Raw genomic sequence first — 20,306 nt, 5'->3', positions numbered from 1 at the left:
GAGCGGGTCCCTCCTCGCTGCGCGAGGAGCAAGCGAAGGCACCCCGCTTCGCGGGGTGCTGAGCGGTTCGCTGCGCTCACCGCGCCCACGGCTTCGCCGTGGGCGGCTCCCTTCGCTGCGCTCCGGGAGCCTTGGGGCCGGCCGCTGCGCGGCCGGCCCTGGTGGCGATGCGTCAGGCGGCCTACTGCGGATGGTGAGTGGCGGGGTGTCAGAGGCGCTTCGCGCCCAAGGTGGGGTGGGTCCGCTGCGCTCCCCTGCCTGACGGTCCTTCCGGCTGCGCCTCCAGAACCGTCGGGGCCCGCTGGCGCGGGCCGGGCTGGCTACGAGGGGTGGGGGTCGCTCGTTCGTGTCGGGTCCCAGTATGGCGGCTGCATCAGGTTGATGCAGCATGTACCATTGGCGGAAAGACGAGACATCTCCCAACCACCCGGAAACCCTCCCTCATGTTCAAGAGGAACGGCCGCAGATGACCGGTCACGGTGAATCTACCGGAAAGACACCCACGCTGAGCAGCGATTCCGTGCGCAGGGTGAGCCAGTATCAGACGGCGGGCACCAACGCCCGGTTGAGGCTGTTCGCGCTCCTGGCCGCCCAGGGCGTGCCCGCGAGCGAGGCAGACGACCTGGTGGCCGCGCTGGAGACCGGGGCGGCCGCCGGGGCGCAGTCCGAGGTTGTCGAGTTGGACGGCATGGCGCCGGCCTCTCGCGGCTCGGTGTTCGCGGACGGCTGGGACGAGGGCGTGGTGGCCGTCAGCGAGGCCCTGGTGGGCATCGCTGACCGGGACTGGGACCGGCGCGGCGGCCGGTCGGCCGGGGCCGCTGAACTGGCCGTACATATCGCGGACGTGAGGAAGCGTGAGCGCGCCGGGCTGGAGCGCCTGGAGGCGTTCGTCCGGGAGACCGTGCTGCCGCGCACGTACCCCGAACACCATGGAGCGCCGCCGCGTCCTGGAGGCGCTGGGCGAGGCGGACCGGCTGTGCAGCGCCCGCACGATCGAGTACTCCACCGGCGACGTCATCCTCTGCACCCTCAAGGCCGGCCACTACGACCCCGAGGGCTACGACCCGCTGAGCGAGGAGAAATCGGAGGGCTGGCACAAGTGCAATACGCGCACCTGGATTGATGACCGGCCCTACAGCCACCCGCACACGGCCGCCTGAAATTCCGCGAGAAGATCCGAAAAGGGGAGGCAAGGAAATGTCAGCGATCCAGCTCAAGGAACACCAGGTCGACCAGAAGTCGGCGTTCCGTAAATGGGTCGGATTCCCCGCAAGATCATCTGTGCCTCCGGAGGGGGCCCGTGCCATGGGGGTGTCCGCGACCGGGACCGGGAAGACGATCACCGCCGCTGTCTGTGCTCTGGAGTGCTTCCCGGGCGGGCGGATCCTCGTCATGGTGCCCACCCTGGATCTGATCGTGCAGACCGCTCAGGCGTGGCGCCGGGTCGGTCACCGCGCGCCCATGGTCGCGGTCTGCTCCGTGGAAAAGGATGAGGTCCTGGAGCAGCTCCAAGTACGGACGACGACGAACCCGATCCAGCTCGCCCTGTGGGCGGGGTCCGGGCCGGGGGTCGTGTTCGCCACGTACGCCTCCCTGGTGGACCGCGAGGACCTCACCGACATCACCGGCCGGCGGACGGTGCGCGGGCCGCTGGAGGCGGCTCTGGCGGGCGGGGAGCGGCTGTACGGGCAGCGGATGGCCCCGTTCGACCTGGCGGTTCTGGATGAGGCGCACATGACGGCCGGGGACATGGGCCGGCCGTGGGCGGCAATCCACGACAACGCGCGGATTCCGGTTGATTTCCGGTTGTACCTGACCGCCACCCCGCGGATCCTGGCCGCGCCCAGCCCGCAGCGCGGTCGGCACGGCCGGGAGCTGGTGATCGCGTCGATGGAGGACGACAGCGCCACCTACGGCACCAGGATTTTCGACCTAGGGCTGGCGGAGGCGGTGGAGCGGGCGATCCTCGCGGGCTTTGAGATCGATGTGCTGGAGATCCGTGACCCCGACCCCATCCTGGGCCTGTCTGAGGACGCGCTGCGCGGCCGGCGGCTCGCGCTGCTCCAGGCCGCACTGTTGGAGCACGCGGCGCAGATGAATCTGCACACCGTCATGACCTTCCACCAGCGGGTCGAGGAAGCCCGCGCGTTCGCCGAGCAGATGCCGCGCACGGCCGCCGAGCTGTACGCCACCGAAGCATCCGAGGCCGCTCTCGCCCGTGCGGAGGAACTGCCCGCCTCCTCCATCGACGCCGAGCTGTACGAGCTCGAAGACAGCCGTCACGTGCCCCCGGAGCGGGTGTGGGCGGACTGGCTGTGCGGCGACCACCCCATCGACCACCGGCGGGAGGTGATCCACCGGTTCGCCAACGGCATCAACGCCGACAGCCGACGCGTACACCGGGCATTCCTCGCCTCGGTACGGGCCCTGGGCGTCGGCGTCGACATCACCGGCCTGCGCGGCGTGGAAGCGGTGTGCATCGTCGGCTCGCGCAGCTCCCAAATCGACGTCGTCCAGAACATCGGACGCGCCCTGCGCCCCAACCCCGACGGCAGCGTGAAGACCGCGCGGATCATCATCCCAATCTTCCTGCAGCCCGGGGAAGACCCCAAGGACATGGTCGCCTCGGCCAGCTACCAGCCCCTCGTCGACATCCTCCAAGCGCTGCGTTCACACTCGGAACGTCTCGTCGAGCAACTCGCCTCCCGCGCCCTGACCCGCGGCACCGGGCGCCGACGCCTCCACGTCCGCCCCGCCCCCGCAGCGGGAGCCGAGGGCAGTGACGAGGAGGAGACCAGCGAGGCGCAGCAGGAGGTCGACCCCGTTACCTCGGTCGTGGTCAACTTCGCCTCCCCCCGCGACGCTGCCGACATCGCCGCCCTGACCCGCTGCCGCGTCATCCGCCCCCAGTCCCTGGTCTGGCTCGAGGGCTACCAAGCCCTCATCCGCTGGCGCGCCGAGAACGAGATCACCGGCCTGCACGCCATCCCCTACGACACCGAGACCACCGTAGGCGCGACAACGGATTTCCCCCTGGGCAGATGGGTCCACCAACAGCGAAAAGCGCTGCGCGCCGGAGAACTCGACCCCCACCGCAAGGAGCTCCTCGACGAGGCCGGGATGGTCTGGGAGCCGGGCGAGGAGGTGTGGGAGACCAAGCTCGCCGCGCTGCGCTCGTACCGGCGGGTCACCGGGCACCTCGCGCCACGCCAGGACGCCGTGTGGGGCGAAGACGCGGAGATGGTGCCCATCGGACAGCACATGGCCAACCTCCGCCGAAAAGACGGCCTCGGAAAAGACCCGGAACGGGCCGCCGTGCGCGCGAAGCAACTCGCGGCGATCGACGAGGACTGGAACTGCCCCTGGCCGCTGGACTGGCAGCGGCACTACCAGGTGCTCGCTGATCTGGTCGACGCCGACGGCAGTCTGCCCGACATCGCCCCCGGCGTGCTGATGGACGGCGACGACATCGGGCGGTGGCTGGAGCGGCAGACACAACCGGGCACCTGGGCGCAGCTGTCCAGAGAGCAGCAGGAGCGGCTGTCGAAGTTGGGCGTGCAGCCCGTCCAAACGCCGTCTCCCGCCCCCACGGCCAAGCCCGCGGCGAAGGGCCCGACGAAGGCACAGCAAGCCTTCCAGCGCGGCCTGACCGCCCTCACGCAGTGGGTGGAACGAGAAGGCACCCACCGGCCCGTCCCGCGCGGGCACGCTGAGGAGATCGCGGTCGACGGCGAGACCGAGCCGGTGATCGTGAAGCTGGGCGTATGGGTCTCCAACATCAAATCAAGGCGCGACAAACTCACCCAGGAGCAGCTGAACGCGCTGCGGAAGCTGGGCGTCGCATGGGCGTGACGGAGTAGGTCGCCATATGCCCATTACCTGATGGGATGCTCGTCGGTTGATGGTGCGTGTGGCAGCAAGGCTCCTCGGCGCACCTGGCGGTCGCTGATCCAGGTTCGTACAGCGCCCGTTTCCTGGATCCGTACGGTGGAGAACAGCGGATGCCGTGGGGCGAGGCCGCTCGTGTCGTTCGTCTGGAGGACTGCGGTCCGGTACGTCCGTTTCCCCTGCGATCTGGCCGTCGTTTCGCGCCGGGCTGGTGGTGGTCGGCTACCACCGGGCGGCTGGTGCACTACGGGTCGGGTGTCATGCGCACCCAGGTGATGCTGCTGGACCGTGATCCTTCGGTCATAGCGATGGCATGCCGCCCTGTAGAGCTGTCCTGGCGGGAATCTGAGGGGACCGTGTCGCATGCGCCGCATCTGATGGCACGGTTCAGCGACGGCGGCGGTCTGCTGCTCGACTGTGCCGGGCGAGGGGAGATCTCTCCCCGGCTCGCACACCGTGCTGCCGTCATGGCAGCGGCGGCACGTGCGGTGGGATGGCAGTACAGGGTCGCCTCGCCTCCAGAACCGGCTGTCGATGCCAACCTGGGCTGGCTGTCGGGATACCGGCACCCCCGCTACCGGGACACCGCGCTCATGGAGGAGGCGGTGCGGGCCTTTGCCCGTCCTCGGCCGCTGATCGAAGGAGCACGTGACCTCGGAGACACCATCAGAGTTCTCCCAGCCCTCTTCCACGCCCTATGGACCGGGGCGCTGTCAGTCCCGCTGAACGAGCCCTTGCATGAACGGGTGACCGTGACAGCAGGCCCGGGCGTGGGGACCTCTGCGTGATGGCGGCAGTACTCGAGGTGGGGAGCCAGGTGCGGTTCGAGGGCCGCTCTTGGACGGTGGTGATGCTCGAAGGGGCCCGTGCCAGGCTGGTCGACTCGGACAACTCCCCGGCAACGGTGCTGGTGAGCTATCTGTTCGCTGCTCCTGACTTCGAACTCGTAGGAGCGCCCCGCCGCCACGTGCCTCCGTTCGGCCTCCTGGAGGAACTGCCTGTGCAGGCACGCGAGCGTGCTGAGGCCTGGGAGCGGCACGTGCGCGAGGTGGAGACCGGCCTTCCTGTGCCGGGGCAGGGCGGTGTGCCGCGGGCGGAGTTCGATCCGGCGCAGCGGACTGTGGCGGAACGGGAGGAGGCCAAGGCGGCGGAGTTGACTGCGGCGGGGCAGCCGACGAGTGCGGTGACCGTGCGGCGGATGCGGGCCCGTTACCGCGAGAAGGGGCTGTGGGGGCTGGTCGACCAGCGCACGGCTCGTAGGCGTTCTGTGGTGGGACGGGCCGATGAGCGTGTGGTCGCTGCGATCACTCAGGTGCTGGAGACGCAGCGGGAACGTTCCAGTGGCACGCTGAGCCGGCTGCGGCGCATGGTCGGGTGGGTTCTGGAGGAAACCCATGGTCCCGGCGCGGTGGAGGTGCCGCCGGTGACGACGTTCAACCGGCTGGTGCACGCGCTCGCCGACGGCAATGGGCTGCTGGGGTCGGCGGCACAGCAGCGGCGGCGCACGTCGCGGCCGGCTCCTCCCTTCACTCCGACCGTGGCGCTGCGGCCGGGTGAGCTGGTGATGCTGGACAGTACGCCGCTGGATGTGCTGGTTGTGCTCGCCGACGGGGTGACGGGGTCGGTCGAGTTATCGATCGCGTTGGACGTGGCAACGCGCAGTATCTGTGCTGCGGTGGTGCGTCCGGTGGGCACAAGATCGGTGGATGCGGCGGTGCTGCTGGCGCAGATGGTCACGCCCATGCGGATGCGCCCGGGGTGGGAGGCGGCGCTGGCGATGTCCCGGTCCGTCATCCCCTATGAGCGGCTGGTGTCGTTGGATGCGCGGCTGGAAGGGGCAGCGGCCCGGCCGGTGATCGTGCCGGAGACGGTGGTGGTCGACCAAGGTGCGGTGTTTGTCTCCGGGTCCTTCATTGCCGCGTGCGAGAGCCTGGGGGTGTCCGTTCAGCCGGCGCCGCCGGCCAACGGCCCGGCCAAGGGCCATGTCGAGCGGACGTTCCGCACCATCGGGGACCGGTTCTCCCAGTACGTGGCCGGCTACAGCGGCTCGGATGTCACCCGGCGCGGTACGCGCGTTGAGGACGAGGCGTGCTGGACGCTTGCGCAGGTGCAGGACCTGCTGGATGAGTGGCTGGTCACCGACTGGCAGCACCGCCCGCACGCGTCGCTGCGCCATCCGCTGGCGCCGAGGCTCGCCCTGTCGCCGAACGAGATGTGGGGCGCGCTCGTGGGAGTCACCGGCTATATCCCGGTGCCGCTGAGCGCGGACGACTACATCGAGCTCATGCCCATCAAGCGGGTGGCCATCAACGACTACGGCATCCGCTTCGACTACCGCACCTACGACCACAAGGTCCTCAATCCGCACCGCGGGGACCGGTCGGGCGCGCCGGACGGCAGATGGGAGGTGCACCACAACCCCTACGACCCCAATCAGATCTGGGTGCGGCTGCCCACCGGGGGGGAAGAGGTGCCGTGGATCCACCGCGGCTGTGTCAGCCTGCCCTTCACCGACTTCACCTGGCAGCACGTCCGTGCCGCAGTCGAGCGCCGCGGCGACCGCGTCGAGCACGAGCGGCAGCTCGCCCAGGCCCTGGACCGCCTCCTGCGGCGTGCGAGCAACGGTGCCGGGACTCGCCGCGAGCAGACGGTGGCGGCGCGCGCCAGCGCCGCAGCGTCCTTGGCCCGGCCGGCCGTGCCGCAGGCGATCCCGGACCCCGTGGCCGCTCCGACCCTCTCCTACGGCCTGGTGGGTGCCTTCACCCCGTTGGAAGAAGAGGATCAGCAAGGGGAGACAGGGTTCGAGGGCGGCTGGGATGAGGACGACGACCTACCCGGCCCCGCAGACACCGACGAGCCTGCCGGAGGCGAACGGCCGGACTCCTCAGCCGAAGTTCCGCGTCCCTCTCGGATCTATGACGCCCACCAGGAAGCAGCACAGTGGTGACAGACGCCCCTGCCAACAGCACTCTTCACGACGGAGCGAGTGCCGCGGCGTACGCGCCGCCGACCACGCGGGACGGATGGCAGCAGTTCGTCGCCGCTCCCCCGCTGCAGCCCCATCCGGCCACCGACGAGGACTGGTCGCTGGAGGAACGGCTGGACTACCACTCCCGGTTCGTGGTGCTGACCACCCCGGCCATGGAACGCATCTCCCTGTCGCTGCGGCGCCTGATGCTCCTCAACCGCCGCCAGCAGGGCACCGCACGCCGCGGCCTGATCGTCTCCGGACCGCCCACCACCGGCAAGACCACCACCCTGCTGGAAATGGGCCGCACCTTCGAACTCGCCGAGCAGCGCCGGCACCCCGGCAGCACGGACCGCCTGCCCGTGATCTTCCTGGCCGTGCCACCGGCCTCCACGCCGAAGATGCTGGTCAGCGAATTCGCCCGGTTCCTCGGCATCCCCATTGCGGTCCGCATGAACCAGGCACAGATCACCGACGCCGTCTGCCACCTGCTGTGCCTCCTGGAGACGAAGCTGGTCCTTGTGGACGACGTCCACCTGCTCGACACCCGCACCCGGTCCGGCGCGGAGACCTCCGACCAGATGAAACACCTCGGCGAGCGCATCCCCGCCACCTTCGTCTACGCCGGCGTCGACGTCGAAGCCTCGCCCCTGCTTACCGGGCCGCGCGGCGCCCAGCTCGCCGGCCGCTTCACCCTGATCCGCAACACCGCGCTGCCCTGCGCCACCGAAGAGCAACGCGAGATCTGGCGCGCTCTGGTCACCGATATGGAAGAAGCCCTGCGCCTGCGCCACCACACCCCGCACACCCTGGCGCGGCACGCCGACTGCCTCCACCAGCGCACCGGCGGCGTCATGGGCAGCCTCTCCCACCTCATCCGCGAAGCCGCCCTGACCGCCCTGCTCGACGGCAGCGAAAAGATCACCAAGAAGCTCCTGGCCGGCATCCAGCTCGACATCCGGGCCGAACAGCAAGCCCGCCCGCCCCGAAAACGCCTCCCACGCCCGCGCAGCCACAAAGCGGGATCCTGACAGGTTGGAGCGGCGGTGACGAAGACCACCAGCGCGCAGCAGGCGCAGCCACTACAGCGCGAGCAGCCCGAACTCTGCGGGCCCAGAGGGGCTTTGGGCGCGGTGCGGGTAGCGCCGCTGCACAGCGAGACGACGCTGTCCTACATGAGCCGAGTTGCCTCCCGCTACCGGCTCACGGCCAAAGAGCTCATCGGCGCACTCGTGGACGTGGGACGGCGTCCCAACCTCTTCACCGTGCGGCCCGACGGCGAAGTCGTCTTCAACGCCGAGGCCTGGGCGGTGGTCGCCGCCTTCTGCCGCATGCCCGAAGAGCACCTGCGCCGTGCCCTTCCCGCCTGGGGCCGGGAGGTTCCCTCAAGCAGACTGGGCAGCGGGCCGGCCGCCTGGGTCCGCACCGCAGCCACGATCCCGCCGACAGGCCCCGGCTGCCGGGCCTGCACCGCGAGGGCCACACAGGGCCGGGAAGAAGCACGCCGCTACCTCCAGCCCCACGGCCGGGTATGCGTCAAACACCAGTGATGGATGCTGGAAACCCCCGTCGTCGATGAAGCGACGGCCGGCCCTGGGCAGCTGGACGTGCGGCACGTGCCGCAGATCGCAGCGGCCCAGCGCCGTCACGCAAGGCTGCTACGGCGCAGTCCGCACGCCGGCGAAGCGTTCGCTGTGGCGCAGGCGGTTGCGGCGTCGTGGTGGGACGAGTCCTGGCCGGAAGAGACCCTCTGGCCCGATCGGCTGCGGTCGATGGCCTTGGGCAACGGCCTCGTATGGCGTGTAGCGGCGCGGGATGCGGTGACCTACCCGGAAGCCGTCACGCTGGCCGCGGCCCTGGCCGATGCGGGGGTGCAGCAGCAGCTGCTCGACGAGGCGGGCCGGCATCAACCGCACTCGCTCGCCGATGTCCCCCGCCTCGTCGACGAACTGGCCCGGCGTCTTGAGCGGCCGTGGATCGCCGACCGCCTCACTGTGGCCACAACAGGACCGCTGAACGCCTGGGTGCGCGCCTGCGTACGCAGCCAAGCCGGACATAAACCGAAGACGCGAAGCATGTGGCGCGTCTCCCCGCCTCACCGGCCCACCCCAGTTTCCCAGCTCCTGGCGCAAAGCAGCGACCGGGGCGGGACACCCGTGCAGCCCGAGCCTGCGTTGCTCCCAGACAGCGCCGAAGACGCGGCCCGGGGGTTCGCGCGTGGGCTGCGCCATGCCCGTGCCTACGCCACCGAGCACGGCCACCTGTGCGCGCCCAACACCGTGCGGGCCGAAGGCTTCGCCATCGGCCTGTGGCTCGCCAACCAGCGCGCCGCAGGACCCGAACTCGCTCCCGGACCCGCCGCCGCCCTCGACGCCCTCGACCCGTGGTGGAACCCACCCTGGAACCTGTGGTGGCAGCGCATCTACCACCGCGCCAAGGCACTGGTGCACGCCGGGCAGCCGCTCACGCCCGAACACGGCTTCCCCGGAACCACGGAGAACCTCGGCACCTGGCTCTACGAGCAGTGCACCACCTACACAAGCCTCCACCCCGGACAGCAGCGCCTCCTCGCCGACCTCGGCATCACACCGGAACGCGCCCGCGCCGCCCTGCCCCGGCGCCGGGATCTCAAGGCAGCCCGGCGCACCGCCCTGGACCACGCCCGCGCCTACGCCGGCGAGCACGGCCACCTATGCGCCCCCACCTCCACACGCCAGGACGGCTTCGCCATCGGTAAATGGCTGCACAGCCAGCGGGTGCGCGCCCGACGCGGCCAACTCGATCCCATACTGAACCAGGCGCTGACCGGCATCGACTCCTGGTGGAATCCGCCTTGGCCCACCGACTGGCAGCGCGAGCACCACCATGCTCACGCCGCCGTCGCCGCGGGCACCCTCCTCGACCCCCAAGCCGGGTTCCGGAACTTCGACGACCGCACCGGGCAGTGGCTGTACGCCCAGTGCGTCAACTACCGCCTTCTCCAGCCCGGCCAGCTGGACCTCCTCGCCCGCATAGGACTCACCGAACCCGTCGCGGGCAGCTCCGCGCCCAACCCAGCCACCCAGCACCCGGTTATGGAGACCGGCCTGTACTACGCCCGCACTTGGGCAGCCGAGCACGGAAGCCTCGACCTTTCCCGCACCGCTCAGCACGGCGGCTTCCCCCTCGGCCGCTGGCTGGCCCAACAACGCCACCAGGCCAACCTCCACCGCGAACTCTTCGACACCCCCTGGCCGCACGAGGAACACCTCGCCCGCATCGACCCGTACTGGAACCCGCCGTGGGGCATGAAATGGCAACGCCGCTACCAGGCCGCCCGCACACAGCTCACCCCCGGCCAAAACCTCGCCCCCGAGGAGGGCTTCCCCGGCACACCGGACTGGACCGGGCAGTGGCTGTACAACCAGTGCACCGTCTACGACGACCTCCACCCCCGCCAGCAACAGTTACTCACCGACCTCGGCCTCACCGCCGAAGGCGCCCGCACCGCCCGGCCCCGCCGCATCTCCCAGGCCTCAACCTTCGCCGCCGGACTGGCCCACGCCACGGCCTGGGCTGACCAGCACGGCCACCTCACGGTCCCCGGAGACACCTGCCACGACGGCTACCCGCTCGGCAGCTGGCTCCGCCAACAACGCAAACGCGCCGCCCGCGGGAGGCTGCCCGACGACCGCGCACAGGCACTCGCCGCTCTCGACCCACGGTGGAACCCACCCTGGAACATGCGCTGGCACCAATCCCTGCACACCGCGCGCGCCCATACCGCCGGCCTTCCTCTCAGCACCACGGCCGACCTCGACGCCCTGCCCACAATCACCTCGAAATGGCTGTTCACCCAGAGCTCCAGCTACGACAACCTCCACCCCGGGCAACACCAGCTGCTGGCCGGCATCGGCCTCACCGCTGAACGCGCCCGCGCCCTGGCCCCACCGCCGAAGCCTCCCCAGCCATCCCGCCCGGCCCGCCCCCGCCTGAAGAACCCGCCCTCGTCCATCGCAGCCGGCCTGCCCTACGCCCGGTCCTGGGCCGCCCAGCACGGCAACCTCACCTCAGCCGGCTACCGCACCGAACACGAAGGCTTCCCCCTCGGATGGTGGCTGTACAAACAACGCCGAGCCGCCATCGGCCACCTGAAACGCACCGGAAACCCTTGGCCCCACGACGCGCAACTCGCCGCCCTCGACCCGTGGTGGAACCCACCCTGGCGAGCCAACTGGAACCACAGCTACCACCAAGCCCACGCCTACTACAGCGCCGGCCGGCCCTTCCCCAACAACACCACAAAGTGGATCCGCACCCAGCAACGAGCCTGGGAGCAGCTCCACCCCCACCAACAACACCTCCTGGCCACCCTCGGCATCCTCGGCCCCACACCCCTGTGCCGCTACAACAGCCTCCCAGCGGAACTGACCTGCCAGCCAAACAAACTGACCAACAGCCACACCGGCGCCCCGAAGCGAGAACACCACAGCTCACAGACCTGCCCGGCTCCAGCCCGCAAGCAATGTCAAGCCCCCCCCCCGCCAGCACACAGCACACCGCCAGCCCCAACCAGCCAACTGATCAACCCAGCTCAACACACCAGACACCGATCAAGAAGAACGAACGGCGACACGCGACCCAGTCGTCACCCCGGACCGGCTTCTGGGCGAGGAGCGGTACGAGGAGCGGTTGCGGGGGCAGCGGCTGGCGGCGACGCAGACTGCGCTGCTGGAGACCATGGCCGAGCACGGGCTGCAGACCACCATCACGTTCCACCACCGCACCGTGGAAGCGGAGGCCTTCGCCGCAGGGCTGGAACGGGTCGCCGCACGGCTGCACGCCGTCGACCCCGGGCGGCATCCGCAGCGGGTGTGGTCGGGCTGGCTGTGCGGGGAACACGACGGCTCCCACCGGCAGGCGGTCCTCGCGGACTCGGTGACACCGCGGACGAGACCCTCACCGCCTACGCCGACCTCCTCACCGCCTTCGAACTGCGCGGGGGCTACGACGGCCCACCTCACCGTCCAGCAGGTCCTCGACCGCGCCCTCGCCGAACTCCGCGTCCTGGAGGACCGCCTACGCCACACCGAGGCCCGCATGGCCGACCGGGGAGGTGCTCCTCCTGGGCGAGGTAGCCGATGCCGCCTTCGGCGCGGGCGGTGACCGTGCCGCTGTCAGGGCGTTCGGCTCCGGCGAGCAGGCGCAGGAGGGTCGACTTGCCGGATCCGTTCTCGCCGACGATGCCGAGGCGGGTTCCGTCGGTGACGGAGCAGTCGACGGAGTCGAGGACGGTGCGGCCTGCGTAGGACTTGCCGAGGTCAGTCGCGGTGAGCTGTGCGGTCATGGAGCGGCTCCGGGGGTTCGGGGGCGGAGGAGAGTGCGGGAGCGGCGGTGTGGTGGCGGGTGAGGGTCATCGAAAGCTCCTTATAGCGACGGATGTTGCTTTAAGATCGTTCCATGGATGTTGACGCACAGGCAAGCGAGAATTCCGGCCATGGGGACCATCCGGATCCGGCCGCACCGCGGCGTCGGACGGGCGGGCGGAGCGCCCGGGTCCGGGCCCAGGTGCTGGCCGCGGTGGGCGAGCTGCTCATGGCGGGCGGGTACGACGGGCTGACCGTCGAAACGGTCGCCGAACGGGCGGGCGTGCACCGCACCACCGTCTACCGGCGCTGGCGCGACGTCGGCGGCCTGCTCGCCGACGTGCTCGACGCCGCGTCCGACGACGCGTGGAGCCCGCCCGACACCGGATCGCTGGAGGGGGACCTCACCGCACTCAACCAGGAGGTCTACCAGGCCCTGGCAGGCGGCGGACCCAACCTGACCACGGCACTGATCGCCGCCGGATTCCGCTCGACAGAGGCGGCGGCGGCCCTGGCCCGCTTCTGGGACGACCGCTACGCACGCTGCGCGGTGGTCGTCACCCGGGCCGCCGAGCGGGGCGAGCTGCCGGGCCCCGCGGACGCCCGCGCGCTGCTGGTCGCGGCGACCGCCCCGCTCTACCACGAGCTACTGCTCCTGCGGGCGGCCCCCGACCCGGCCCTCCCCCGCCGGGCCGCGGCGGGCGCCGCGGCGGCGGGACGGACGGGTGCCTACAGCGTCCCGGATGCATGACGGCGGGCGTGGTCTCCTGGCGGAGCCGAGGGCACAGGCACTCCCCCGCGGGCCGGGCCAAGGCTTCCGGGCGTGCGCTCGGTTGACGCACCGTTCGTCCCGTCCGGTCGGGAGCCGGTCCACGGCCTCCCGAACGGTCGGCCCGTTATGATCAAAACGGGCCGTGCGTCGTCGACATCATGCACCTCACCCCCGCTCAGCCGCCCAGCCGATCGCAGCGGCCGTCGAGAGTCGGCCTTCCGGCGCAGCGTCTCGCAGGTGACAACACGGCTGTCCCACGGCACCGGGCGGACGCCGGAGAGCGGGAAGGGGCGGTACTGATCTCGGGCCCGTTCTAGGTCAAGGGTTGTCCTCATTGGGTCTTAGGGTCGTCTCATCGCGAGGGACCGATTGGGAGGACGAGACCGATGAGGCACACCGCGCCTGAGGGATACACGAGTGTTGCACCGTGGGTGGTCACCGATGACACCGGTGCGCTGCTCGACTTCATCACAGCCGCCTTCGATGGCGAGGAGATCGCGCGCGTTCCGGTCGAGGACGGCACCATCGGTCATGGTGAGATCCGTGTCGGCGACACGGTGGTGCTGGCCTTCGATCGGCGGTCCGACTGGCCCGAGATGCCCTCGCTGCTGCGGGTCTACGTCCCGGACGCGGACGCCGCCATGGCCGCTGCTGTCGCGCACGGGGCTCAGTTGGTCACCGAAGCCGCCGACAGCGCGTGGGGGGATCGCGGTGGCCGGGTGCGGGATCCGTTCGGCAACATCTGGTGGGTGGTGAGCCGGGTCGAGGAGGTCGCACCGGACCGGGCCTGGGAGCGCATGTCCCAGCCGAAGTACGCCGAGGCGATGCGCATGGCCCAGGAGACCCTGGACACCGCACTGAGCGGCCGCGATTCAGGGCGGGCGAGCGCCCCGCAGCGCCCGACCGACTGAGCCTCTCCCCGGCCCGGGGCGACGGACTCCCGCAGACCGGCCGGCAGACGCCCAACGGGGCGCCGTACCGCCGAAGGACGTATCGGGCCCGTGGCAGCGCGGGACAGTGCCTCATGTCCGAGGTGCGGTCCGGGCCCGGCAGGGGCGCCCGGGCCGGAGGGGCCGGGCGCCCCTGCCGGGGCGGTCAGGTGGGGGTTCGCCCGGCGGTGTGCCCGTGGCCGGCAATGCCCCGTGCCAGCAGGGCGATGCAGGACGGGCAGCAGACGTCCTCGGACACGGCACGGGACAGCTGTCGGGTCATACCGACGAGTGCCACCGCGGTCCGGGCCGTCTTCCGCCAGGTGGCCCGCACGGTCACCTCATCTCGCCCGGCCGGCCCCGCACCAGGGACCGCTGCTCAAGGGTGAGCCGGTCGTCGGTGATCGGGGTGACGGGAGTGGAATCCCGCGCCACGAGGAACTCCGGCCGCGTCGGGTTCGGCGGCGCGTTGTCGACGGCGTTGTACGTGATCAGCAGCAGCGCGCGGCGATCGGGCGACAGGTTGTTCGACGAGGAGTGCACGATGCTCGGGTGGAAGGCGTGGACCGTACCGGCCGGCCCCATGATCCGTACGCGTCCGCGCTCTCGGCCCAAGGCCTCGGCCCGCTCCTCACTGACCGTGTAGGCAAGGTCCGCGGAGACGTGCTGCTGCCAGGTGGAGCCCTCGCCCGCGCTCTTCTCGGGGAGGTCGAGGAGGCCCAGGCGGTGCGAGCCCGGGACCACCACGAGAGGACCGTTGTCCTCGTGGATGTCATCGAGGGGGACGGCTATGTTGACGGCGTCGGGCCGCGGCATACCGTCCTCTTCACTCCAGAAGGCGTAGTCCTGGTGCCACGGCCAGGCGGCCCCCTCATGGGCCTGTTTGAGGTTGACCTTGAACTGGTACACGTAGACCGGCTTGCCCGTCAGTTGCTCGGCCAGGGCGACCAGTCGCGGATGACGGACCAGCGCGGCGCACAGGTCGTCGAAGTCGTGGCATCCGTGGATGGCGCGGACGGTCTCCGAGTCCTTCTCGTAGACCACCTCGGGCCTGCGCTCACGACTGATCGCGGCCACGGCCTCCTTCATGAGCCTGACCGCCTCGTCGGTGAAGCGGTAGGGCAACTCACACCAGCCTGCGGTGTCATAGGCGCCCTTCAGGTCCTCGACCTCGAGTTCGGTGGTGGTGGACATATGTCGCCTCTTTCAGATAAGGGTTCCAACTGGTGCAGGGGTGGGATCCGACCGGCTACGGGAGTGCCGCCAGGGCGAGCCGGTCGACCTTTCCGCTCGGTGTGCGCGGAAACTCTCCGTCCGTCGGGATGTACGCCGACGGGAGCATGTACTCGGGCAGGAGGTCGGCCAGCGCCGTGCGCAGGGCCGCCGCGGACGGGGCCGGGTCCGTGCCGGGCCGGTAGTGGACGACGAGCCGGGTGTCGCCGACTTCCGACGACCGGGCGATCACGACGGCGTCGGCAATGCCTTCGAGCGAGCGGATCGTGGCTTCGACCTCGCCGAGTTCGACGCGGTATCCGCGGATCTTGACCATGCCGTCGCGTCGGCCCAGGAACTCGATCTCGCCGTTCGGCAGGTACCGCGCCATGTCGCCGGTGCGGTACAGCGCGCCCGGGCCGCCCAGGGGATGCGGGACGAACTTCTGTGCCGTCAGGTCCGCGCGGCCCCAGTACCCCTGGGAGACCGGTGTTCCCGCGACACACAGTTCGCCGACCACTCCGGCCGGCTGGGGACGCAGCCGCGCGTCCAGGACGTACACCTCGGCGCCGTTGATCGGATATCCGATGGTGGGCATGAGGGGCCAGGCGGACGGGTCACCGTCCAGGCGCAGCGAACTGACGCTGTGGGTCTCCGTGGGCCCGTACTGGTTGAAGAGCACGGCGCCGTCGAGCCGGCCGAAGAACTCCCGGATGGCCGGGGTCACGTGCAGTTGCTCGCCGGCGGTCACGCACTCGCGCAGCGCGGGGGCGGGCAGGTCCATCGCGGTGGCGTAGAAGGCGATGCTCTGCAGCGCCACGAAGGGCAGGAAGATGCGCATCACGCGCTGCTGGTCGATGACCTCCAGCAGCGCGTCGTAGTCCGTGCGTTGCTCGGCGTCGATCAGGACCAGGGTTCCGCCCGTGGACCACGTGCTGAAGAACTCCAGGAACGAGGCGTCGAAGCTGAGCGCCGAGAACTGCAGGGTGCGGTCACCGGGGCCGGCCGCCGAGTCGCGGCACTGCCACTGAACGAGGCCGGCGACGGGGCCGTGGGGCATGGCCACGCCCTTGGGCTGTCCCGTGGATCCGGAGGTGTACATGAGGTAGGCCAGGTCGTCCGGGCCGGTCTCCGGCAGACCCGTCGCTGCGACCCCGGTCGCCTCGGCGCCGGTCCCCGCAGCGCCGGTCGCCCCTTCCTCGGCCCACTGGTCCGGCTGGAGGACGTGCACGGACGGAGGGAGGGTGCACCGCTCACGCAGGGACGGCTGGGTGAGCAGGGTGTGCAGCCCGCTGTCCTCGATCATGTAGGCGAGCCGTTCAGCCGGGTAGGACGGGTCCAACGGCACGTACGGGGAGCCCGACTTCAGTACGCCGAGGACCGCGACGGCCATGTCCAGGCTGCGCTCCATGAGGATGCCGACGGGCCGGCCGCTCGAGCCCCCGCGGATCAGGCGGTGGGCGAGCCGGTCGGCGGCGGCGCCGAGTTCCCCGTACGTCAGCTCTCGGCTGTGCCAGACGGCCGCGGGTGCGTCGGGCGTGCGCCGGCGCTGGGCCTCGAACGCCACGTGCACCGGCGGCGGGGGTTCGGCGGGGTCCGCGGCCCGGGCCCAGGTCCGGGTCACCAGTGCGGTCTCTTCCGCTGTGAGCAGGGGTGCCTCGGCCACGCGCAGGTCGGGGTCGGCGACGGCGGCGGCGAGCAGCGTGCGGAACCGGTCGGCGATCCGGCGGACGGTGTCCGGGTCGTAGAGGTCCGTCGCGTAGTCGAGGAAGCCCCGGAAGGAGCCGCCCTCGGCCGCGAGGTCGAAGCACAGGTCGAATTTGGCCGTCCCCGGGTGCACGTGCAGCCGTTCGGCCTGGATCCCCGGCAGGTTCAGGTCCGGTGCCGGTGCGTCGTTGACCTGGACGACGGTCTGGAACAGGGGGAACCTGCCCAGCTGTTCGGCGGTGACGGTCCGCCTGACCAGTTCACCGAAGGGAACGTCGCGGTGCCGGAGCACGCCGAGTGCCTCGGACCGGAGCGACCGGACCAGGTCGCGGAAGGACGCGTCGCCGTTCACACCGGTCCGCAGTGGCATGAGGTCGCTCAGGCAGCCCATGACGGAGTCGAGGTCGGCGTTCCCCCGGCGGGAGACCGGCGTTCCGACGACGATGTCGTCCCCCGCGCCGTGACGGTGCAGCAACGCGGTGACGGCGGCCGCGAAAACCGTGAACGGAGTGGTACGGGTGGCACGGGCGAGCCGGCGCACGGCGTCGGTGAGGTCTTCGTCGAGGCGGAAGGCGATGCGCGCCCCGCCGGTGCCCAGCTCCGCAGGGCGGGGCCGGTCCGGGGGGATCGTGCAGATCTCCGGCGCGTTCTCGAGGCGTGTGGTCCAGTGACGCAGGTCGTCCTCGTCGAGGGGGGTCGCGCGCTGGGCGTCCGCGTACGTGCCGAGCTGTGGGGGCGGCGTGGTTTCGGCGGAAGGGGCCGGCGTCGTGTCCGGTCGGGTCCGGGCGCGGTAGAACCGGCTGAACTCGCGGTCCAGGAGGGACAGTGACCAGTCGTCGATGACCAGGTGGTGGATGAGGGTGGTCAGTACCCAGTCGTCGTCCGAGAGCCGTAACAGCACGGGCCGCACGGTTCCGTCGGCCGGATCGAGCGGCTCCGCCGCCAGGGCGGCGAGCCGTTCGCCGAGTTCGGCCTCGGGGCAGTCCGCCCGGACCAGGGGGTGGCAGGGTCGCTCCTCGACGTACTGGAGCGGGTTCCCGTCCTCGATGAGGAAGCGGCTGCGCAGCGACTCGTGCCGGTGGATGACGTCGTCGAGCGCTCCTGCGGCCGCCTCGGGGTCGACGTCACCGCGCAGGCGGTGCGCCCACAGCACGGTGTAGCAGGATCGGTCCTCGGAGAGCGCGTCGTTGATCCATATCGCCTCCTGCTCCCGCGTCAACCGGTGGGCGGCTGCGGCCCCGGCGCGGTTGCCGGTCGTTCCGCTGTCGGCCGGGGTGGTCATGTCGTGCTCCGTTCGATGGGAGGGACAGCGGTTCGGCGCGCCGGCCGCCGTGCGGGCCGTCGGCGTCGCCGGCGTGAGGCCGTGCTCTCCAGCGCGGCGCGGTCCAGCTTTCCGTTGGGTGTGAGGGGCAGGGCCTGCAGGGCGGCGGTGATCGCGGGGACCAGGTGGTCCGGGAGAACGGCCGCCAGGTGCTCGTGCAGGTGCACCGGGTCGTCGTCGCCGGGTTCTCCTCCGGGCCGGTGCGCGCCGTCCGCGCATGTGTAGAACAGGGCGATCCCCGTGGCTGTGCCGTCCGCCGCGCGGAGCGGCACCGCCGCCGCGGAAAGGACGCCGGGCACGGACGCGGCGGCTGCTTCGATCTCCGCGGCCTCGACGCGGTGGCCGCGGATCTTCAGCTGCCGGTCCGTGCGCCCCCGGAAGTGCAGTACGCCCGCCTCGTCGAGGTGGCCGAAGTCGCCCGTGCGGTAGGCGCGTACGGTTGTTCCCGGCAGCTCGACGGGGACGAAGGCGCGTGCCGTCGTCTCGGGCTCGTCGAGGTAGCCGAGGGCCAGTCCTTCCCCCGCCACGTGGATCTCGCCCGTCCGGCCGGGCCGGCAGGGTCGGCCGTGGGGGTCGAGGACGATCACCTGCGTGTGCGGAACCGGGGTTCCCAGGGGGATCCCGTCCCCGCGGTCGCAGTCCTCGGGCCGGACAGCGCGGTTCGTGGCGTGCATGCAGCTCTCGGCCGGCCCGTAGCCGTTGGTCAGGGTGGTGCCGGGGTGGCGGGCCAGGAAGGCCGAGGCGTGCGCGGGTGACATGCGTTCCCCGCCCGCGTAGACGTGGCGCAGTCCGGTGAAACAGTCCGGGTCCTCGTCCACGAACAGGTGGAACAGGGTCGTGGTCAGTCGCAGCGTGGTGGCGCCCTGCTCAGCGATCATGCGCCGCAGTGTCTGGGGCAGCAGGTGGTCGCCGTCCGTCAGCACCGAGGTGCCTCCGGTCATGAGCTGCCCGAAGAGTTCGTAGGCGTACATGTCCCACCAGGGCGGCGCCGCCTGGGGCATGACGTTGCCCCGGCCGAAACCGGGCGGCCCGCCGTCGCGGAAGATGCGGGTGATCGCCCGGTGCGGCAGCACGACTCCCTTGGGCCTGCCCGTCGTACCGGACGTGAAGATCACCGTGGCCGGATCGGCCGGTGAGGGCTGTGCCGTGGGCGCCCCGGTGCCCTCCCGGGCAGCCCGGTGGAGGTCTTCCTGCGGCGTCCAGACCGTGTGGGGGTGGTCCAGGGGTACCGGGCCCTCGGCCACCACGGTGGCCGGATCGCCCAGTGTGCCGAACACCTGGCGCAGCCGGGCGGCCGGCCAGCGGCCGTCCAGGCTGGTGTAGGCAGCGCCGAGCCGCAGGACGGCCAGCTGCACGGCGACCAGTCGCGGTGAGCGCGGGAGCAGCAGCGGCACGATGCTGCCCGGGCCCACGCTGTGCCCGGCCAGCTCGGCCGCGTACCGGCCGGCTGCCGCGTCCAGGGTCGCGTAGTCGACGCACGTGTCCTGGTGGACGAGGGCGACGGCGTCCGGGACACTGTGCGCGTGCCGGGCCACCGCGTGGTGGACCAGGGACGGGTTGAGGGAGGGATCAGCCACGGCCGCCCTCCGGTGCCTGGGAGAGCAGCAGGACCAGGTCGCACAGGACGTCGTACTCCAGGACGTCGACCGGCTCGATCGCGCGGCCGGTGGCCTTCTCCAGGCGGACGCAGAGGCTGATGGCCTGCAGGGAGGTGCCACCGAAGTCGTAGAAGCTGTCGTCCATTCCGACGCGGTCGACGCCGAGCACCCCGGCGACGACGGAGGCCACGGTGGTCGCGAACTCTCCTTCCGGTGCTCTGTATTCGACCTCGCACGTCTCTTCCCTGCGCCGCGGCGGCGGGGTGTCCGCGGAGGTACCGGGCCTGACCGGGGCGCTCACCGGCTGACCTGCTCGCGGATCGCGGCGGCCAGTTCCCGGACGGTCCGGTGCCGCATGATGAGACGGATCTGCAGACGGGCGCCGAGGCGGCCGCCGAGCCCGACCATCACCCGTACTGCGGTCAGGGAGTTGGCTCCGTCGAGGGAGAGGAAGGCCTCGTCGTCGGCGAAGTCGGTGTGGCCGAGCACCTCCTCCCAGGTCTCGCGGACCGCGGTTTCGAATTCGGCCTGCGTCGTGGGCAGGGTGTTCTGCTGATGTGTCATGG

At 71.0% G+C, this 20,306-nt stretch carries 14 protein-coding genes and 1 pseudogene; 9 read left to right on the top strand and 6 right to left on the bottom strand.

Annotated elements, in window-relative coordinates; translation table 11 throughout:
• The first annotated feature begins 929 nt into the window (after nt 1–929).
• The 7 genes from ACFWFZ_RS32950 to ACFWFZ_RS32920 all read left to right on the top strand — a co-directional run bounded on the left by ACFWFZ_RS32950 (nt 930) and on the right by ACFWFZ_RS32920 (nt 11,973).
• Nucleotides 930–1,160 carry a hypothetical protein gene (locus tag ACFWFZ_RS32950; protein ID WP_387127453.1) on the top strand — a complete coding sequence of 77 codons (231 nt, stop codon included), beginning with the start codon at nt 930–932 and terminating at the stop codon, nt 1,158–1,160.
• Between the two features lie 37 nt (nt 1,161–1,197).
• Nucleotides 1,198–3,852 carry a Helicase associated domain protein gene (locus tag ACFWFZ_RS32945; protein WP_387127451.1) on the top strand — a complete coding sequence of 885 codons (2,655 nt, stop codon included), beginning with the start codon at nt 1,198–1,200 and terminating at the stop codon, nt 3,850–3,852.
• A 149-nt stretch (nt 3,853–4,001) separates the two neighbouring features.
• Nucleotides 4,002–4,676: a TnsA-like heteromeric transposase endonuclease subunit gene (locus tag ACFWFZ_RS32940; protein WP_387127449.1), complete on the top strand. Its 675-nt coding sequence runs from the start codon at nt 4,002–4,004 to the stop codon at nt 4,674–4,676.
• The gene (locus ACFWFZ_RS32935; protein WP_387127446.1) at nt 4,676–6,835 is read left to right on the top strand and encodes a Mu transposase C-terminal domain-containing protein; all 2,160 of its coding nucleotides are present in this window, start codon (nt 4,676–4,678) and stop codon (nt 6,833–6,835) included. Before ACFWFZ_RS32940 ends, ACFWFZ_RS32935 begins: the two co-directional genes overlap by 1 nt.
• Entirely contained in the window at nt 6,829–7,887 is a 1,059-nt protein-coding gene (locus ACFWFZ_RS32930) for a TniB family NTP-binding protein (protein ID WP_387127443.1), read from the top strand. Before ACFWFZ_RS32935 ends, ACFWFZ_RS32930 begins: the two co-directional genes overlap by 7 nt.
• Nucleotides 7,888–7,902: 15 nt before the next feature.
• Nucleotides 7,903–8,406: a hypothetical protein gene (locus ACFWFZ_RS32925; RefSeq protein ID WP_387127441.1), complete on the top strand. Its 504-nt coding sequence runs from the start codon at nt 7,903–7,905 to the stop codon at nt 8,404–8,406.
• A gap of 3 nt (nt 8,407–8,409) precedes the next feature.
• Nucleotides 8,410–11,973: a helicase associated domain-containing protein gene (locus ACFWFZ_RS32920; protein WP_387127439.1), complete on the top strand. Its 3,564-nt coding sequence runs from the start codon at nt 8,410–8,412 to the stop codon at nt 11,971–11,973.
• Here ACFWFZ_RS32920 and ACFWFZ_RS32915 read toward each other — a convergent pair.
• Nucleotides 11,946–12,182, bottom strand: a pseudogene (locus tag ACFWFZ_RS32915) (ATP-binding cassette domain-containing protein); the annotation flags it as partial. The gene ACFWFZ_RS32920 and the pseudogene ACFWFZ_RS32915 overlap by 28 nt on opposite strands.
• Nucleotides 12,183–12,295: 113 nt before the next feature.
• Between ACFWFZ_RS32915 and ACFWFZ_RS32910 the strand changes: the two are divergent.
• Complete coding sequence (locus tag ACFWFZ_RS32910; protein WP_387127437.1) at nt 12,296–12,952, top strand: TetR/AcrR family transcriptional regulator; 657 nt, start codon at nt 12,296–12,298, stop codon at nt 12,950–12,952.
• Nucleotides 12,953–13,359: 407 nt separating this feature from the next.
• Entirely contained in the window at nt 13,360–13,884 is a 525-nt protein-coding gene (locus ACFWFZ_RS32905; RefSeq protein ID WP_387127435.1) for a VOC family protein, read from the top strand.
• Nucleotides 13,885–14,238: 354 nt separating this feature from the next.
• On the opposite strand, the gene ACFWFZ_RS32900 is transcribed toward ACFWFZ_RS32905, so the two are convergent.
• From ACFWFZ_RS32900 to ACFWFZ_RS32880, 5 genes are read right to left on the bottom strand one after another with little or no spacing between them, the layout of a single operon-like run.
• On the bottom strand, nt 14,239–15,096 hold the full coding sequence (locus ACFWFZ_RS32900) for a phytanoyl-CoA dioxygenase family protein (RefSeq protein ID WP_386187136.1): 858 nt from the start codon (nt 15,094–15,096) through the stop codon (nt 14,239–14,241).
• A 55-nt stretch (nt 15,097–15,151) separates the two neighbouring features.
• Nucleotides 15,152–18,103: an amino acid adenylation domain-containing protein gene (locus tag ACFWFZ_RS32895; protein ID WP_387127433.1), complete on the bottom strand. Its 2,952-nt coding sequence runs from the start codon at nt 18,101–18,103 to the stop codon at nt 15,152–15,154.
• A complete protein-coding gene (locus tag ACFWFZ_RS32890; RefSeq protein WP_387127431.1) occupies nt 18,100–19,719 on the bottom strand; it encodes an amino acid adenylation domain-containing protein in 1,620 nt (539 codons plus the stop codon). The genes ACFWFZ_RS32895 and ACFWFZ_RS32890 overlap by 4 nt, the downstream gene beginning before the upstream one ends.
• Nucleotides 19,712–20,041: an acyl carrier protein gene (locus tag ACFWFZ_RS32885; protein ID WP_387127429.1), complete on the bottom strand. Its 330-nt coding sequence runs from the start codon at nt 20,039–20,041 to the stop codon at nt 19,712–19,714. The genes ACFWFZ_RS32890 and ACFWFZ_RS32885 overlap by 8 nt, the downstream gene beginning before the upstream one ends.
• Nucleotides 20,038–20,304, bottom strand: coding sequence for an acyl carrier protein (locus tag ACFWFZ_RS32880; RefSeq protein WP_386187126.1), 267 nt, complete (start codon nt 20,302–20,304; stop codon nt 20,038–20,040). Before ACFWFZ_RS32880 ends, ACFWFZ_RS32885 begins: the two co-directional genes overlap by 4 nt.
• Nucleotides 20,305–20,306: the final 2 nt, after the last annotated feature.

This window comes from Streptomyces sp. NPDC060232 (assembly GCF_042726555.1).
In the GTDB taxonomy this organism is placed as follows: Bacteria; Actinomycetota; Actinomycetes; order Streptomycetales; family Streptomycetaceae; genus Streptomyces.
This window is presented reverse-complemented; position numbering and strand designations above follow the sequence as displayed.

Coding starts and splice junctions, on each gene's coding strand:
- ACFWFZ_RS32950 (WP_387127453.1), top strand. CDS start 930: ATGGAGCGCCGCCGCGTCCTGGAGGCGCTGGGCGAGGCGGACCGGCTG.
- ACFWFZ_RS32945 (WP_387127451.1), top strand. CDS start 1,198: ATGTCAGCGATCCAGCTCAAGGAACACCAGGTCGACCAGAAGTCGGCG.
- ACFWFZ_RS32940 (WP_387127449.1), top strand. CDS start 4,002: ATGCCGTGGGGCGAGGCCGCTCGTGTCGTTCGTCTGGAGGACTGCGGT.
- ACFWFZ_RS32935 (WP_387127446.1), top strand. CDS start 4,676: ATGGCGGCAGTACTCGAGGTGGGGAGCCAGGTGCGGTTCGAGGGCCGC.
- ACFWFZ_RS32920 (WP_387127439.1), top strand. CDS start 8,410: ATGCTGGAAACCCCCGTCGTCGATGAAGCGACGGCCGGCCCTGGGCAG.
- ACFWFZ_RS32910 (WP_387127437.1), top strand. CDS start 12,296: ATGGATGTTGACGCACAGGCAAGCGAGAATTCCGGCCATGGGGACCAT.
- ACFWFZ_RS32905 (WP_387127435.1), top strand. CDS start 13,360: ATGAGGCACACCGCGCCTGAGGGATACACGAGTGTTGCACCGTGGGTG.
- ACFWFZ_RS32900 (WP_386187136.1), bottom strand. CDS start 15,096: ATGTCCACCACCACCGAACTCGAGGTCGAGGACCTGAAGGGCGCCTAT.
- ACFWFZ_RS32895 (WP_387127433.1), bottom strand. CDS start 18,103: ATGACCACCCCGGCCGACAGCGGAACGACCGGCAACCGCGCCGGGGCC.
- ACFWFZ_RS32880 (WP_386187126.1), bottom strand. CDS start 20,304: ATGACACATCAGCAGAACACCCTGCCCACGACGCAGGCCGAATTCGAA.